The sequence below is a fragment of the Psychrobacillus sp. NEAU-3TGS genome (assembly GCF_029955155.1).
Classification (GTDB): Bacteria; Bacillota; Bacilli; order Bacillales_A; family Planococcaceae; genus Psychrobacillus.
On record NZ_JAPNOZ010000004.1, the window covers coordinates 386,246 to 402,655 of the forward strand.

Consider the following 16,410-nt stretch of genomic DNA (forward strand, 5'->3'; position numbering starts at 1 on the left):
TTTTAAAAGCCATAAAAGAGATGTTATGGTTGAGTAATTCGAACTTTTTCCTGCTAAATGCAAGTACTTTATTAGAAAGAAATTCCCATTGATTGTAGCGGAAGGTGGCGACTCCGACGGGATTAAGCGGGACAGGTGAGACCCCGCAGGAACGTTAGCAACGAGGAGGCTCACCGCCCGCCCCGCGGAAAGCGTCCACCTGCAGCGAAAATTCTAGCGGTCACTTAATAAAACATTCTACCGCACAGTATCCCTATTATATTCCGTATATCATTCCCATGAGCTAAAATGGGCCGGGCAAAGGCGCTTTAGAATTTTTACTATTTTATATATAAGAAGGCACCCTTAAAAAAGAAAAGCCCCGTAATTATACGGGGGTGGTTGTCAGTCAAGTAGGGATATATTTTAGCTAACTAGTTATTAAGAAATGATTTTTCGAAAACTCGAGAAGATATTCTAGGGTGATTGGATCACTGTAGGTAGATGCTTTCGTGTTTATTTCGAATACTTGATTGTTTTTAACTGCTGGTATGTTCTTCCATACATCAGTTTCCATAAATGAATTATCCACATCTGGGTTTTTACTTAGAATTACATAATCACCAGCAAACTCCGGAAGCATTTCTGATGAAAAGGTATAAATACCTGATTCAAGCGCTAATTCCTTTACTTTATCAGGCATCTTTAATTCCATTGCTTGATATAGTATTTCTGTTCCTCGTGCATAATTATTTCCAAATACATAAAACTCTTTATCTCCACTTTCAATTACAGAAACAGTTGCATCTTCACCGATTTTTGCTTGAATGGCTTCTCCTGCCGTTTTAGCACGCTCTTGGAAATCTTTGACCCATTCCTTCGTTTCTGTTTCTTTGTTTAAGAGTTTTCCAATTTCAACTTGCTGGGTTAAATAATCCAGTTTTCCCCAAGTAAAAACAACAGTAGGAGCAATTTCATTTAATTTGTCGATATTTTTCATATAAGATCCAGCTATGATTAGATCTGGTTCCAGTTCAATGATCTTCTCCAAGTTATCCTCTGATACGACTTCGACACCCTTAAGCTTTTCTTCAAAAAGGGGATTTGTATTAGTCCATTCATCAATACCGACGATGTTTGCACCTAGGGCCAATGCATTGGGACCGTTAGTAAGAGCCACTACTCTTTTGGGATCGGTAGGTACTTCAATAGGTCCAGTTTCTGATTGGTAAGTAAATGTATCCGTTTTAGTCTCGGTTGTATTATCTTCGTTCACCGACTCATTATTTCCGCAGGCACCAAGAATGAGTACTAACAAAAATAAGAATGGTAGAAATAGCTTTTTCAATATGATTTTCTCCTTTTTAAAACATAGTGTGATATTAATATGAAAGAAATCATATTAATAATGATAATCATTTTCAATTAACTCATATAAAATATTAATAGCGTTGATAAAAGATGTCAATGAATTTTTTGTTTATATTTAGCGTATAAGAAGAGAAAAGGAAATGGAAAAAGCCAAGAAAGAAGTAGACATTTTACTTCTTCTTGGCTTTAAATTATGTTAGTTTTATTTCTCTTACATTCTTACCAATTCTACAACCGTACCAGTTTTTGCGTCTGCGGCAAACTCAAACTGCTCAAGTTCTCCATCTTTCATGCGGGAAATGCCGCCTTTGTATACATTCGTATGAATAGCCTCTTTGTTAAACGGCTCTGGGTTCATTAAAATCCATGAACCATCAATTGGTCCCTCTTCTTTAAATGCTGTTTTTATATCTTTTAGAACGAGCTCGGCAGATCGATTATTCACTTTGTTAGCGGCTTGACTTGCAATAATTCCAATAGCAATTCCAGTACCTAGACCCATCATATAATCTTTTAGTTTCATCGTTATCTTCCTCCAGTCCTTTTTTTTAGTGTATCATACATCCGGTGTCGTTTAAATTATTCGATATTCGAAGTTTAATTGTAGTAAAGTAATGCATCTTTTATTACAATAGAAGTGGAATCTTTATTGAAAAATATATTTTTACATAAGCTTTAGGAGGTTTTTTTAGATGAATGAAGAAACGCGCTCACTATTTAAAACGTTAACAGAATTACCAGGCGCACCTGGCAATGAACATGCAGTTCGTGCATTTATGCGAAGTGAACTGTCGAAATATTCGGATGAGATCGTGCAAGATAATTTAGGTGGTATTTTCGGTTTGAAAAAAGGGGATGCAAATGGGCCTAAAATATTAGTAGCTGGGCATATGGACGAAGTTGGTTTCATGGTATCCGGTGTTACTGATAACGGAATGATTCGTTTTCAACCACTTGGTGGTTGGTGGAGCCAAGTTCTACTTGCACAACGTGTGGACATTGTAACAAAAGAAAAAACAATCCCTGGTGTAATCGGTTCCATTCCTCCTCATTTACTAAGCGATGAAATACGCAACAAGCCGATGGATATAAAAAATATGCTCATTGATGTTGGTGCAGACGATAAAGAAGATGTGGCGCGCATGGGGATCAAACCTGGAGATCAGATCGTTCCAGTTTGTCCATTTACACCAATGGCTAACGATAAAAAAATCATGGCAAAAGCTTGGGATAATCGCTATGGCTGTGGACTTGCAATTGAGTTATTAAAAGAAGTACAAAACCAGCAATTACCGAATATGCTCTATTCCGGTGCAAATGTAATGGAAGAAGTTGGATTACGTGGGGCACAGGCTTCAGCAAATATGATTAAACCAGACCTATTCTTCGCATTAGATGCTAGCCCTGCAAATGATGCTTCTGGCAATAAAAATGAATTCGGTCAACTTGGAAAAGGGACACTTTTACGTATTTTTGACCGTACAATGGTAACGCATCGCGGTATGCGAGAATTTGTATTGGATACAGCAGAAACACATGATATACCATACCAATACTTCATCTCCCAAGGTGGTACAGATGCAGGTCGAGTGCATACATCCAATGAAGGGATTCCAAGTGCTGTAATTGGTATATGCTCACGCTATATTCATACTTCATCTTCCATCATCCATACAGATGACTATGCAGCAGCAAAAGAATTACTAGTAAAATTAGTAAAAGCATGTGACCAAACTACACTAGAAACGATTAAAGCAAACGTATAAAAAAGATGCCCTCGAGGCATCTTTTTTTGGAAATGGAGAATAAATTGATGAAAATATACATAGGAACTAATAACGAAGCTAAAACAAAAGCAGTGCAAACAATTGCGAGTCTATATTATCCAGATGCTAAATTCATAAACAAGGAAGTAGATTCCTTCGTATCTGCACAGCCAATGAGCAATGAAGAAACGAGACAAGGAGCGATCAATCGAGCAAAACAGCTAATAGAGCAGCAGGATACTTTGTTTGGAGTGGGCTTAGAAGGAGGCGTACAGGAAATTGACGGTGTCCTCTACATGTGTAATTGGGGGGCGCTTGCGACAAGTGGAGGTGAAGTATTTACTGCAATGGGGGCAGGTATTCCTTTGCCAGACGAAGTTGCCGAAAAGTTACGTGCAGGGGAGGAACTTGGACCAGTAATGGACGTCTATACAAATAGGAAAGGGATTCGCCACGCGGAAGGAGCAATTGGTGTATTTACGGACGGGCTTATCACAAGAAGTATGATGTTCGAACATATTATGTATCTTCTAATAGGGCAATATGAGCTTTCCAAGAAGTTGTTGTAGTTGCATGTAAGGAAAATCATCGTTAAAATATATAGCAGTTATGCTGTGAATGGAGGAAAGTAAATGACTCGAAATTGGATGCGATTTTTTTTCGCGTCGCTAGCTGTCATTTTATTAGTTGGATGCTCTTCCATGGAAGATGAAGTGGAAGATGGTATAGAAAATGCTAAGTTAGTTTTTCAAAGAGATGCTGAAAAACCGAATGAAAAAATAAACAATATGAAATTATTTATCCCTAGTGGTTTTTCAATAGAAGATGAGCCTGATGAAACGAATATTATTCTTTCGAAAGGGAAAGATTCCTATATTTTATTTCTTAACCCTAACGAATTACCAGGTAGTCGATTATATTATGATTTAATGATGGCAGACACTAATTTAAATATAGTAGAAGAGAAGACATTTGAACAAAATGGTCGATTTGGATTTGTAGCGGTTCTCGAAAATAGTGAAGAGAAATACGAGCTCATTACTAGTATTGGTGGTATTAAGCTGTCAACGATTTCCAAACAACAAGATATTGCAGGGAATTTGGAAAAAATGATGACAATTGTTCGATCCATCACAACAAATTAAAGGAGAATTTACATGCAAAATTTAACTTCATTAGAACAATTCGAGCAGTTAAAGGAAGAGGAAAAGGTAGTTTTCAAATTTACAGCGGATTGGTGTCCGGATTGCCATTTCATCGACCCTTTTATGGGAGAAATAGAAGACAAGTTTTCAAGCTTTACATTCGTGTCTGTAAATCGGGATGAATTTATCGATTTATGTGGCCACTTAGACGTGTACGGGATTCCGAGTTTTATCGTTTTCGAAAATGGTGTGGAAAAAGGTCGTTTTGTTAGTAAAGACCGCAAACAAGAGAAGAAATTGAATCATTTCTTCAAACGATGTAAAACATTCAAACGGTTCACTCATGGTGGACCGTTTAACTTTTTTCAGCCAATAGTTACACCGTGGCGTAATTGATTGAATGGAAGGGAAAGATTTACTGTGAAAGCACTAGAGTTTATAAGAGTTTTAAAAACAAAACTATCAGAAGAGATATATACGTATGATTATAATCGCGAGACAAATAAACTTCGATTGACGCATAAGGAGATAGGTAAAGGAATTGATATGTCAATACCTCCTATTTTAGCTAAATACGAAACGAAGAAGGATCAAGCAATCGATGAGGTAGTCTACACGATTCATCATACATTTTTAGCGATGGAAAAAGAAAAAGCGGGAGAAATTGATCCGGCTTCTTCTGTTTATCCAATTATACGTTCGACCTCATTTCCTTTGAAATCGAATGAAGGAAATAAATTTATTACAAAAGACCATACTGCAGAAACACGTATTTATTATGCTTTAGATTTAGGAAGCACCTATCGATTACTCGATGAAAAAATGTTAGCTGCTTGGAATATTAGGGAAACAGAAATTCGCGAAAGAGCATTATTCCAAGTTAGAAACTTAGAAACAAATTATAAAAAAGATATCGTAGCAGACAACACATTCTATTTCTTCAATAATAACGATGGATATGATGCTAGTCGTATGTTAAATGAATCACTTCTTCGAGATATGAAAAAAATAATTGTTGGAGATATGACTGTTTCTGTACCCCATCAAGATGTTATGATTATCGGTGATATAAGAAATGAAACTGGATACGACGTTCTTGCTCAAATGACGATGCATTTCTTCACAATTGGAACAGTACCCATTACTTCATTATCTTTTATATATGAAAATGGAGATTTAGAGCCGATATTTATCATGGCGAAAAATCGAGTAACGAAGGAGAACGAAGACAAATGAATATTTTTTACAATGAAGTAGGCGTAGGGGATGTACTTTTAGTGCAATTAACACCTGAAAGAGTAGAAAAAGTAGTGACGGAAACAAAAGGTGACGTTACGTTTGTGAAAGATGCAAAAACAAACGAAGTATTAGCGATCAATATTTTTAACTTTAGCAAATACGAAAAAATAGAAACAAAAGGCAATGTTGAGCTTACAGAAGCGTTTGTTGAAAAAGTACAGCAAGCTTTACATACAAATGGGGCAGACTACCAATTAGAAGTGGATTTATCACCTAAGTTTGTAGTTGGTTACGTAGAATCCTTAGAGCAGCATCCAAATGCAGACAAATTAAAAGTTTGCCAAGTAAATGTTGGGGAAACAACTTTACAGATCGTATGTGGGGCTCCTAATGTGGATGCAGGCCAAAAAGTTGTAGTGGCGAAAGTAGGAGCAGTGATGCCTTCTGGTATGGTTATTAAAGATGCAGAGCTTCGTGGAATTGCATCTAGCGGTATGCTTTGTTCTGCAAGAGAATTAGCATTACCGAACGCTCCTGAAGTGAAGGGTATATTAGTTCTAGACGAAAATGTTGAAATTGGAACACCATTGAATCATAAGACATGTATTCTTTATCTGTAATTAGCTAATTTATATCAAAATATGAAAAAGCATGCCAATTTGGTATGCTTTTTTATTATATAAGGGGACGTATATCGTTTTTATTGGTAAAATAGAATGTATCTATTAGAAAGAGTGATGAAATTGAATTGGTTTAAAAAACTATTTGGACTTAATGAAGAAGAAAATAGAGAAGAAATCGAAGTAGTAGAGAAAACGGTTTCGACTACACGATCAAGAACACCATTCCGCTTTCCGTTAATATCTGATGATGAAAAAAATGAAACGGTATATGAGCCACAAATCGAAGAAAACACGATGCAAGAGCCTTTTATAGAAAAACCATTAACAGAAGAACAACTATATAAGCCGTTGTACACGCAAGAGAAATGGCAACAAAGGAAACAACCGACCATTATACACCGTTCCGACAAGACTATAGTGGATGATACGCCCGCAATTATAAGGAAAAAAAGAGGATTTACACCATCAGAAGTACCTTCCCCTGTATATGGGTATTCAAAAAAAAGTAGAGGAACTTCAAATGCTAATAACAAATCAGTAGTAGACAATGCACCAATCCGTACTATTCAAGAAACATGGCAACAGCGAAAAATACAAAAAGTAGAACAACAAGTAGTTAAAAATACAACGGATGATATTATTACGTCAGTAAGTAAAAAAAGAGCATTTACGCCAACTGAGGTACCATCACCAATTTATGGATTTTCCAAAAATAGAGAAAAGCAACTACCTATTGAAAACAAAGTGGAACAAGAAGCGAAAATAACAAAAGTAACGATAGAGGAAACACCTATAACTAGCATTCCGCAACAACTGGAAAAAGAAGAATCGGTATCAACTTTTAGAAAGATAGAGGATGCTGTACTTACATTAGAACAAGAAGCATTGGAAGTAAAATCAGAAGTACTAGAAGAAAAACCGGAAGTGAAGGAAGAAAATACGGAAGTACTGGAAGAAATACCAGAAGTACAAGAAGTTAAACCAGAAGTACAAGAAGTTAAACCAGAAGTACCGGAAGAGAAAACGGAGTTACTAGAAGATAAACCAACAGTACAGGAAGTTAAACCGGAAGAAAAACCAGAAGTACAAGAAGTTAAACTAGAAATACCGGAAGAGAAACCGGAAATACAAGAAGAAAAACTGGAATTACTAGAAGTAAAACCTGTAGTACAGGAAGTAAAAATAGAAGAATCAGAAGAAAAACGAGAGGTACAAGAAGAAAAATCAGCACTACTAGTAGATAAACCGGAAATAAAACCAGAAGTTCGAAAAGAAAACATTCGTCCTTTTAATGTATTGATGCTGAAATCAGATAAACAACATATCGAAAAAGCGATAATTAAAAAAGAGGAAAAAGCAGAAGAGCCAATCGTAGTAGAAGCTCCAATTACTATAGCTCCAAAAGAAATTGCTTCCGAAGAAACTGCGGCGACATTAGCGGAAGAACAACCATTAGCGATGTTGGAGCAAGCAGAGGAAGAGAAACCGGAAGTTCAAAAAGAAATTATTCGACCGTTTAATGTCCTAATGTTGAAATCAGATAAGCAAAAGATGAATAGACTAAATATAAATAATATACAGCAAAAGCCTACAGAGAAAATCGATGTACCTGAAACCTCTCCAAATGCAAATGAAGCGCAAGTGGAGCAGGAAATCGTTCTATCTAATTATACAAGACCATCATTCAGTTATTTGCTCCCTCCGGAAATGAAGGATGAGGACAAAGAATGGATGGAAGAACAGGCATATACGTTAGTAGAAGCATTATCCCATTTTCAAGTAACCGGTGAAATTGTACAAATGGTTCAAGGCCCGGCTGTCACACAATTTGAACTGACTGTAGGGCACGGGACAAAGGTAAGTAAAATCCGTAACTTAGCTGATGATTTAAAACTAGCCCTTGCTGCAAAGGATATACGTATTCAAGCACCAATTCCGGGAAAAAGGTCGATTGGTATTGAAATACCTAATCGGACGTCTAGAGCAGTTCGCATTTCTGAAGTGCTTAATACGGATGTTTTTATACAGTCGGATTCACCTCTTGAAGCAGCGCTTGGACTTGATCTTACTGGAAAACCCGTAACTCTGGATTTACGGAAAATGCCGCACGGCTTAATTGCAGGAGCAACAGGATCGGGGAAATCTGTATTTATTAACTCTTTACTTGTTAGTTTGTTGTATAAAGCAACACCTGAAGAAGTAAAATTACTATTAATCGATCCTAAAATGGTAGAGCTTGCTCCTTTTAATCACATTCCGCATTTGATAAGTCCTGTTATTACAGATGTCAAAGCTGCAACAGCAGCACTTAAATGGGCTGTTGAGGAAATGGAGCGTCGCTATCAACTGTTTGCGCATATTGGAGTGCGTGATATTAGCAGATATAACACGCTTGCAACGGATAAAAGAAAATTTGCTCAAAAACTTCCGTACATCGTGATTGTGATTGATGAGCTTGCTGACTTAATGATGATGGCTCCTGCAGAAGTGGAAGATGCTATTTGTCGTATTGCACAAAAAGCGAGAGCATGTGGTATTCATTTAGCTTTAGCTACTCAGCGTCCATCTGTAGATGTTATTACAGGACTTATTAAAGCGAATATTCCTACACGTATTGCTTTTTCTGTTTCTTCCCAAATCGATTCACGTACGATTTTAGATCAACAAGGAGCAGAACGCCTATTAGGTAAAGGAGATATGCTGTATCAAGGAAATGGCATGTCCAGTCCTGTTCGCATACAAGGTACTTACGTAACTGACGATGAAATCGAAGCGGTTATAGAATATGCGAGAAGTCAAGGGACTCCTGACTATATATTTGAACAAGAGGAATTGTTACAAAGAGCAGAAACTTCTGAGCAAGATGATTTATTTGAAGAAGCATGCCGCTTTATCGTAGAGCAAGGATCTGCTTCGACTTCTTTGTTACAGCGTAAATTCCATATTGGATATAACCGTGCTGCAAGGCTAATAGATGCCATGTACGAGTGTGGTTATATTTCGGAGCAAAAAGGTAGTAAAGCAAGAGATGTGTTACTTACTAATGATAGTTTAGATCAAATATTTAGTTAATATTGTTTATTAAATATATGGATGAAAAAATGATATAATGGGGAGTACGTCTACGCAGATAAATGATAGATGAAATTAAAAATGGATTAACTAGTGGTGTATTTAAGCGGGGATAGCCCCAGGAGGTTTACAACGTATGACAAAGTATCATTTTACAGGTATCAAGGGCTCTGGAATGAGCCCTTTGGCACAAATATTACATGATGTAGGAAATGAGGTACAAGGCTCTGATATTGAAAAATATTTCTTTACAGAAAAGCCTTTACATGAAAGAAATATAAATGTGTTGTTGTTTGATGAAGCAAACATTGATGAGGGCATGACAATTATTGCAGGAAATGCTTTTCCTGATAGTCATCCCGAGCTTATAAAAGCAAAGGAACTAGGTTTGGAAGTCATCCGTTATCATAACTTTTTAGGTGACTATATGAGCCGATTTACTTCCATTGCCGTAACAGGTGCACATGGCAAAACATCTACAACTGGATTGCTTTCTCATGTATTAAGTGGGTATGCACCTACTTCTTTTTTAATCGGTGATGGCACTGGTAAAGGAGAAAAGGATGCAGCTAACTTTGTATTTGAGGCATGTGAATATCGTAGACATTTTCTAGCCTACAGCCCGGATTATGCGATCATGACCAATATTGACTTCGATCATCCAGATTATTTCCAAGATATTGAGGATGTATTTAACGCATTTCAATCTATGGCAATGCAGGTGAAAAAAGGAATTATTGCTTGTGGTGACGATGTCTATTTACAAAAGATTAAAGCACCGGTACCAGTTGTCTATTATGGTTTTGGAGAGCATAATGATTTTGCAGCCCGAAATATCGAAAAAACAACAGAAGGAACTTCTTTTGATGTATTTGTACGAAACGAGTTCTATGAGCGTTTTACGATTCCATTGTTCGGAGACCATGCTGTATTAAATTCACTTGCAGTTATCTCTCTATGCCATTATGAAGAAGTTCCAGCGGATACTATCCAAAGAGGATTAGAAACGTTTGAAGGTGTGAAAAGACGCTTTACCGAGACAATTATCGGGGACCGTATTATTATTGATGATTATGCGCATCATCCAACAGAAATTAAAGCAACGATTCAATCAGCACAGCAAAAATATCCAAAACGAAAAATTGTTGCGATATTTCAACCACATACATTTACAAGAACGAAAAAGTTTTTGCATGAATTTAGCGAGAGTCTAAGTTTAGCCGATCAAGTCTATTTATGTGATATTTTCGGTTCTGCTAGGGAAAATGCTGGCGAATTGTCCGTTCAAACACTTGCCGATTTAATCGAAAACAGTCATATTTTACATGAAGAGACGGTAGAACAATTACTTGTCTATGAAGATGCAGTTTATCTTTTCATGGGAGCTGGGGATGTACAAAAATATCAGCAAGCGTTCGAAGAAAAACTAAATAGCTGAAAAAAATGCTTAATCCTTTAGTGATTAAGCATTTTTTTAAAGGATATTTGAAAGAAACGTAGTATAGTAATATAGAGAAAGAAGTTTAATTTTATTCTTTTAGGGTAAAAATGTTATAGGTCAATGAAAAAAGGGGAGAAGACAAAATGGAAAATCTTTTATACATAGCTGCTATTATAGCTGCAGTTGCATTTTTAGTGCTTTGTATAAGTCTAGCTGTTACATTGTTTTCAGTTAAAAAGACTTTAAATAATGTTGCGGACACATTAGATGGACTTGATACAAATCTACAAAATGTTACAAAGGAAACAGCGGAACTTCTTCATAAAACAAACGGATTAGCGGAAGATATCCAGGAAAAGTCTGAAAAACTAAATACAGTTGTGGATGCTGTAAAAAATGTAGGTACTTCTGTAAGTGGTTTTAACCATTCTATACAGCGCCTAACGTCTTCTGTTACATCCGAGGTAGCAAAGAACGAAGAGAAAATAGCGCAAGTTGTCCAGTGGAGTAATGTTGTATTAGGAATACGAGATAAATGGAAAGAAAGAAAAGAGTTAGAGCAAGCTGGTTATCATGCTTATGAACAAAATAAAAAAACAAATTTATAATTGGAGGAATTTATATGAGCAATCACGAAACAAAAAAACCAAATTATAATGAAGCAACTTATAATCATGAATATTACGCAAATCAGGCATCGTATGATAGACAAGCAACTCCAAATTATCCAGCAGTCCCTTATTACAACGAAACGAGAGATAATGTTTATCGTGAAGAAGAAGTAAATGGAAAAGATTTTATCATTGGGGTATTCATCGGTGGTATTATCGGCGCTGCGACTGCATTGTTGTTAGCTCCAAAATCAGGATCAGAGCTTCGTGGCAATCTCTCTACACAAGCAGGACAATTAAAAGAAAAAACGTTAGATTTTTCTTCAACTGCTAAAGAGAAAACGTCACAAATCTCGAAGCAATTACAAGAGCAATCAGGTCAATTAGTAGATAAAGTGAAGTCGATTAAAGGGCAACCAACGTCTCCTTTAGACGATGGTACCGCTTCATATGAAGGGGAAGAGCCTATGGATTATATGGAGACCATTTCTAATACAACAGACGAGGTAACTGCAGAACAAGAAGATACTACTGCAGTAGCAGAAGCGCTAAAAGAAGCGGTAACAGGTACTAATAACTCGAATAAATAATAAAACACGAAACGAGCATATACTCGTTTCGTGTTTTATTATTTAAGAATTATTTCTAATAGATCCCCACCAAAAATTTCTTCATCAAATCGAGAGGGGCTACCATTTCGAATAATTTGAAACGAACTAGCACCTTCTGGCATATTCCAATTCGTAAAACGGAATACATCCTGGAAAATCCAAGGAGAATGGTTTTCCTTCTTCCATTGAAGGCTTGCTCCACTTGGAATATTATCCGTAGGTGAGATTCTCGTCTCCCCAATTGTTACAACCGCACATTCTCTCGTTAGCTCGATTGCTTCTCCTTGGAAAGTAACTATTAAATGTTCCGTCAATTTCTTTTCCAATTGATCAGCGAGTTGTTGCAAGGTAGGATAGTTCGTTGCACTTACCTCTAGAACATCATTGTCTTGAACAGGATACGAAAGTTTTACTATGTTTCCGTTTAATAATAATTTTGATGACAGATCCGGTATATATTGAATCTTTTCGTTAATGGTAACGGAATAAGGAGTCAACTTTGCTACATAATGTTCTTTTTTAAGAGCTTGTAAAACTTGTTCCACTGTTTGTGGCGTATCGACTGTTATTTTGTCTCTTTCTTTTAATGCTGTGTCAATAGAAATTGTTTTTCCATTAACTTTTACAGTAGGTTCAACTGTATGTACAACACCTTGAAAATAGATTGTTTTGACAGAAGCGTTATCGATTAAATCACGGACAGAAGCGGAACCCTCTTTTCCGTTCTCGCCATCTAATATTTCAATAATATCTTTATTTTTTATCACTGCTTTTGTATTAGTTTTCATGCCATTTAACATAATTACAGCTGGTTTCCCATGTTCACCTGGAATATGTATCGTTTGCCCATTCACTTCCACTGAAAGTGCTGCTCCGGGTTTGCCGTATAATTGTCGCGTAGGGATATTCGCTGCAAGCAGTGCATCCCCTACAGTCATTTCTTTTAGCTCAAATAGGCGAACGACTTGGTTATTAACTTTTACCGACATATATTGTATTGGTGCACGTTTTGCTGCAATCGCAATTCCGATCGGTGTAACCAGTTCAGGAGATACAGGAATATGTGCTTCTTTTGTTAAATTTTGAATAGCATCAATTCCTCGGACTGCCACACGATTTGCAGGTAAATTTAGTTTTTCAGCTAAAATTGTTGTAAGGGAAGGGGTTAAGCTTCCTCCACCCACTAGCATGACCGCTTTTGTTGATCGGTTATTATTTAACCGAAGAATTTCAGTTGAAATAGATGTGGCTAGTTCTAATATTGCCGGTCTAATCGCTGCTACCATTTCTTCTTTCGGAATGTTTTGCTCGCATCCCAAAATATCTTGTATTGGTATAAAATCATTCGTATTAATCGCTCTTTTTGCATCTTCTGCAAGTGGAAAATCAAGTAAGTAATGGTCACTTAATGCTTCTGTAATTTCATCCCCTGCATTGGGCACCATGCCATATGCAACAACTGTACCGAAGTCTGTAATTGCAATATCGGAAGTTCCAGCACCAATGTCTACAAGTGCAACATTAAGTCTCCGCATAGTTGGAGGGATAAGTACATTAATCGCTGCAATAGGTTCTAATGTTAAAGCTTCCATTTCCAAATTAGCTCTCTTTAATGCAGAAAGTAATGATTCGACAACTACTCTTGGCAAAAAGGTTGCGATTACTTCTATAGATGCTTCACGACCTTGTTGGTCTACCAAACTACCGATTTCCTCACCATCTAATCGGTAGTATAAAACGCTATATCCAACACAGTAGTAATGGCTCGATTCCGTTTCAGTGTCGTTTTGTACAATATTATTTTGTGCCTGTTGAACGGCTGAAAGCTCTAGTCGGCTTATATCATCCTCTGAAAAGATTGGTCTATTTTTTATATCCAGTTTAACTTCTGCTTGTTCAGTTTTTAACGCTCGTCCAGCTGCAGCAACGCTCACTTTCTCAAGTGGACCATGTTTTTCCTCCAGTTGCTTTTTTATTGATTGGATTACTTCTGCCACTTTCAGTACATTATGTATTTGCCCGTCGACCATTGCACGTTCTTTATGTTCCTCGACCAATATATCGACAACATGAAAGGTCTCATTGCGCTCTTCTAATATAATTCCAACTACAGATCTTGTTCCTATATCTAATGCAAATAACTTAGATGCCAATTTCCCACGTCCTTTTTCAGGCAAATACTTTAGCGAGTTGAATCGCTAAAATAAAAATGCGTGACATTTTCACAAACATTGATTATAATATGAGTTATACTTAAAAATGTATCATAATTTTCAGTCGATATAAAGTGTCGGTGGAAAGAAGAGAGGAGAAATATCTATGAGTCATATGGATTTAGAAGCTCTACGCAGTCGTGTAGATGAGATCAACGTAGAAATTCTACAGTTAATCAATGAAAGAGCCGGTGTTGTAAAAGAGATAGGAAGAGTTAAAGAAAAGCAAGGTGTGAATAGATATGATCCTCTTCGTGAAAGACATATGTTAGATCACTTAAAAGAAAATAACGCTGGTCCACTACCACAATCAACGGTTGAGCATATTTTTAAAGAAATATTCAAAACTGCTTTGGAATTACAAGTGGATGATCAAAAGAAAGCATTATTAGTATCTCGTAAAAAGAAATCTGCTGACACAGTCGTGGAAATAAACGGTGAGAAAATTGGTACAGGAGCACCTTCTTTCGTGTTTGGTCCATGTGCAGTAGAGTCATATACACAAGTAGCAGAAGTAGCAGCTGCAATCCAAGCAAAAGGTTTAAAGCTAATTCGTGGGGGAGCGTATAAACCACGTACATCACCTTACGATTTCCAAGGTCTAGGATTAGATGGCCTTAAAATTTTAAAACAAATTTCACAAGAATATGGCCTAGCAGTCGTGTCTGAAATTGTCACACCTAGCCATTTAGATGAAGCGCTTGACTATGTAGATGTAGTGCAAGTTGGTGCTCGTAATATGCAAAACTTCGAATTATTAAAAGCAGTAGGTTCTATTGATAAGCCGGTGTTATTAAAACGAGGTATTGCAGCTACACTAGATGAGTTCATACATGCAGCAGAATATATAATGTCACAAGGAAATGACCAAATCATTTTATGTGAACGCGGAATCCGCACATACGAGCGTGCTACCCGTAATACATTAGATATTTCAGCAGTGCCAATTTTAAAACAGGAGACACACTTACCAGTATTTGTAGACGTTACACATTCAACAGGACGTCGTGATATTCTTTTACCTGCAGCTAAAGCTGCTATCGCAATTGGAGCAGATGGAGTAATGGCTGAAGTTCATCCAGATCCAGCAGTTGCGTTATCAGATGCTGCACAGCAAATGAATTTACAGCAATTCGATGAGTTCTATAATTCATTACAAAACTTCATGAAAACACATGAAGTGCATGCATAAGTAGAAAAATTTCACAAAACCGACTCTTCTTATAGAGTCGGTTTTACTATTTGATTGAAAATTATAGGGTATATCAAGTATTATTTATATATAATATAAATAGTAAAAAATGTGAAGGAGGGATATGCGTTGACTATAACCATTTATGATGTAGCAAGAGAAGCAAATGTGTCGATGGCAACTGTTTCACGTGTAGTTAATGGAAACCAAAACGTCAAGCCAGCAACCCGTCAAAAAGTGTTAGCTGTTATCGAGCGATTGGACTATCGACCGAATGCAGTAGCTAGAGGGTTGGCTAGTAAGAAAACAAAAACAGTAGGGGTAATAATACCGGATATTTCTAACGTATTTTACGCAGAACTAGTGCGAGGCATAGAAGATATAGCAACCATGTATCGCTATAATATTATATTAACGAACTCTGACCAGCAGGCTGATAAAGAAGTACAGCTACTTTCTACATTGTTTAGTAAACAAGTGGATGGAATTGTGATGATGAGTGATGAAGTAACGAAGGATATGCTTAGTGAAATGGAAAGATCGAGCGTACCGATTGTTTTAGCAGGCACCGTGGAAACATCTGAATCATTTCCTTCTGTCAATATCGAATATCATGATGCAGCAGTGGACGCTGTAAATCGCCTCATCCAAAATGGTCATACTCGTATTGCATTTGTCTCTGGAAATATGGACTCGACCATCGATCGCGTATATAAACGTTCTGGTTATGAAAAAGCATTAAAAGAGGCAAATATTGAAATTGATGATAACTTGATCGTAGGTGTAGATAATACATACGATGATGGGCTTGCTGCATGGGAAGAATTAGGGCAACTTAACAATCCTCCAACTGCATTTTTTGCAGGCAATGACGAGATTGCAATTGGTTTGATTCATGGGGCACAGGATAGTGGACTAAATGTACCAAATGACATCGAAGTCATCAGTTTTGAAAACTCTAAACTGGCTCGAATGGTTAGACCACAGTTAACAAGTGTCGTATTACCTTTATACGATATTGGCGCAGTTTCTATGCGATTATTAACGAAATTTATGAACAAAGAAAAAATCGACGAACAAATTGTCGTTCTTCCTTATCGAATTGAGGAAAGAGACTCCGTCAAATAAAGGGAAACTTCAATCAGTG

The 16,410-nt window shown here is 36.9% G+C and carries 15 protein-coding genes; 12 read left to right on the plus strand and 3 right to left on the minus strand.

Annotated features, from left to right (window positions below):
- Positions 1 to 409: 409 nt before the first annotated feature.
- Positions 410 to 1,327 carry an iron-hydroxamate ABC transporter substrate-binding protein gene (locus OR571_RS02930; RefSeq protein ID WP_282241348.1) on the minus strand — a complete coding sequence of 306 codons (918 nt, stop codon included), beginning with the start codon at positions 1,325 to 1,327 and terminating at the stop codon, positions 410 to 412.
- A 234-nt stretch (positions 1,328 to 1,561) separates the two neighbouring features.
- The gene (locus OR571_RS02935) at positions 1,562 to 1,873 is read right to left on the minus strand and encodes a hypothetical protein (protein WP_282241349.1); all 312 of its coding nucleotides are present in this window, start codon (positions 1,871 to 1,873) and stop codon (positions 1,562 to 1,564) included.
- Positions 1,874 to 2,042: 169 nt separating this feature from the next.
- Between OR571_RS02935 and OR571_RS02940 the strand changes: the two genes are divergently transcribed.
- The 10 genes from OR571_RS02940 (at position 2,043) to OR571_RS02985 (ending at position 11,837) form a co-directional block, all read left to right on the plus strand.
- A complete protein-coding gene (locus OR571_RS02940; protein ID WP_282241350.1) occupies positions 2,043 to 3,116 on the plus strand; it encodes a M42 family metallopeptidase in 1,074 nt (357 codons plus the stop codon).
- Between the two features lie 47 nt (positions 3,117 to 3,163).
- On the plus strand, positions 3,164 to 3,685 hold the full coding sequence (locus OR571_RS02945; protein WP_282241351.1) for a DUF84 family protein: 522 nt from the start codon (positions 3,164 to 3,166) through the stop codon (positions 3,683 to 3,685).
- Positions 3,686 to 3,748: 63 nt separating this feature from the next.
- The gene (locus OR571_RS02950; RefSeq protein WP_282241352.1) at positions 3,749 to 4,261 is read left to right on the plus strand and encodes a hypothetical protein; all 513 of its coding nucleotides are present in this window, start codon (positions 3,749 to 3,751) and stop codon (positions 4,259 to 4,261) included.
- 12 nt (positions 4,262 to 4,273) lie between these two features.
- Positions 4,274 to 4,657, plus strand: coding sequence for a thioredoxin family protein (locus OR571_RS02955; RefSeq protein ID WP_348775010.1), 384 nt, complete (start codon positions 4,274 to 4,276; stop codon positions 4,655 to 4,657).
- A gap of 24 nt (positions 4,658 to 4,681) precedes the next feature.
- Positions 4,682 to 5,497, plus strand: coding sequence for a DUF1444 family protein (locus OR571_RS02960; protein WP_282241353.1), 816 nt, complete (start codon positions 4,682 to 4,684; stop codon positions 5,495 to 5,497).
- Positions 5,494 to 6,120, plus strand: coding sequence for a YtpR family tRNA-binding protein (gene ytpR / locus OR571_RS02965; protein ID WP_282241354.1), 627 nt, complete (start codon positions 5,494 to 5,496; stop codon positions 6,118 to 6,120). The genes OR571_RS02960 and ytpR overlap by 4 nt, the downstream gene beginning before the upstream one ends.
- A 123-nt stretch (positions 6,121 to 6,243) precedes the next feature.
- Positions 6,244 to 9,195, plus strand: coding sequence for a DNA translocase FtsK (locus OR571_RS02970; protein ID WP_282241355.1), 2,952 nt, complete (start codon positions 6,244 to 6,246; stop codon positions 9,193 to 9,195).
- Between the two features lie 136 nt (positions 9,196 to 9,331).
- Positions 9,332 to 10,633 (plus strand): UDP-N-acetylmuramate--L-alanine ligase, encoded by a 1,302-nt coding sequence (murC, locus tag OR571_RS02975; protein ID WP_282241356.1) that lies wholly within the window; start codon positions 9,332 to 9,334, stop codon positions 10,631 to 10,633.
- A 146-nt stretch (positions 10,634 to 10,779) separates the two neighbouring features.
- On the plus strand, positions 10,780 to 11,244 hold the full coding sequence (locus OR571_RS02980; RefSeq protein ID WP_282241357.1) for a DUF948 domain-containing protein: 465 nt from the start codon (positions 10,780 to 10,782) through the stop codon (positions 11,242 to 11,244).
- A 14-nt stretch (positions 11,245 to 11,258) separates the two neighbouring features.
- Positions 11,259 to 11,837 carry a YtxH domain-containing protein gene (locus tag OR571_RS02985; RefSeq protein WP_282241358.1) on the plus strand — a complete coding sequence of 193 codons (579 nt, stop codon included), beginning with the start codon at positions 11,259 to 11,261 and terminating at the stop codon, positions 11,835 to 11,837.
- A 38-nt stretch (positions 11,838 to 11,875) separates the two neighbouring features.
- Here the strand turns inward: OR571_RS02985 and OR571_RS02990 are convergent, their stop codons facing one another.
- Positions 11,876 to 14,011: a cell division FtsA domain-containing protein gene (locus OR571_RS02990; protein WP_282241359.1), complete on the minus strand. Its 2,136-nt coding sequence runs from the start codon at positions 14,009 to 14,011 to the stop codon at positions 11,876 to 11,878.
- Positions 14,012 to 14,177: 166 nt separating this feature from the next.
- Here OR571_RS02990 and OR571_RS02995 point away from each other — a divergent pair, with 166 nt between their 5' ends.
- Positions 14,178 to 15,263: a bifunctional 3-deoxy-7-phosphoheptulonate synthase/chorismate mutase gene (locus tag OR571_RS02995; protein ID WP_282241360.1), complete on the plus strand. Its 1,086-nt coding sequence runs from the start codon at positions 14,178 to 14,180 to the stop codon at positions 15,261 to 15,263.
- A 129-nt stretch (positions 15,264 to 15,392) separates the two neighbouring features.
- On the plus strand, positions 15,393 to 16,391 hold the full coding sequence (gene ccpA / locus OR571_RS03000) for a catabolite control protein A (RefSeq protein ID WP_282241361.1): 999 nt from the start codon (positions 15,393 to 15,395) through the stop codon (positions 16,389 to 16,391).
- Positions 16,392 to 16,410: the final 19 nt, after the last annotated feature.

Bases quoted from the DNA above. Each gene is read 5' to 3' on its own strand.
- OR571_RS02935 (WP_282241349.1), bottom strand. From the start codon at position 1,873: ATGAAACTAAAAGATTATATGATGGGTCTAGGTACTGGAATTGCTATT.
- OR571_RS02940 (WP_282241350.1), top strand. From the start codon at position 2,043: ATGAATGAAGAAACGCGCTCACTATTTAAAACGTTAACAGAATTACCA.
- OR571_RS02945 (WP_282241351.1), top strand. From the start codon at position 3,164: ATGAAAATATACATAGGAACTAATAACGAAGCTAAAACAAAAGCAGTG.
- OR571_RS02950 (WP_282241352.1), top strand. From the start codon at position 3,749: ATGACTCGAAATTGGATGCGATTTTTTTTCGCGTCGCTAGCTGTCATT.
- OR571_RS02955 (WP_348775010.1), top strand. From the start codon at position 4,274: ATGCAAAATTTAACTTCATTAGAACAATTCGAGCAGTTAAAGGAAGAG.
- ytpR (WP_282241354.1), top strand. From the start codon at position 5,494: ATGAATATTTTTTACAATGAAGTAGGCGTAGGGGATGTACTTTTAGTG.
- murC (WP_282241356.1), top strand. From the start codon at position 9,332: ATGACAAAGTATCATTTTACAGGTATCAAGGGCTCTGGAATGAGCCCT.
- OR571_RS02980 (WP_282241357.1), top strand. From the start codon at position 10,780: ATGGAAAATCTTTTATACATAGCTGCTATTATAGCTGCAGTTGCATTT.
- OR571_RS02985 (WP_282241358.1), top strand. From the start codon at position 11,259: ATGAGCAATCACGAAACAAAAAAACCAAATTATAATGAAGCAACTTAT.
- OR571_RS02995 (WP_282241360.1), top strand. From the start codon at position 14,178: ATGAGTCATATGGATTTAGAAGCTCTACGCAGTCGTGTAGATGAGATC.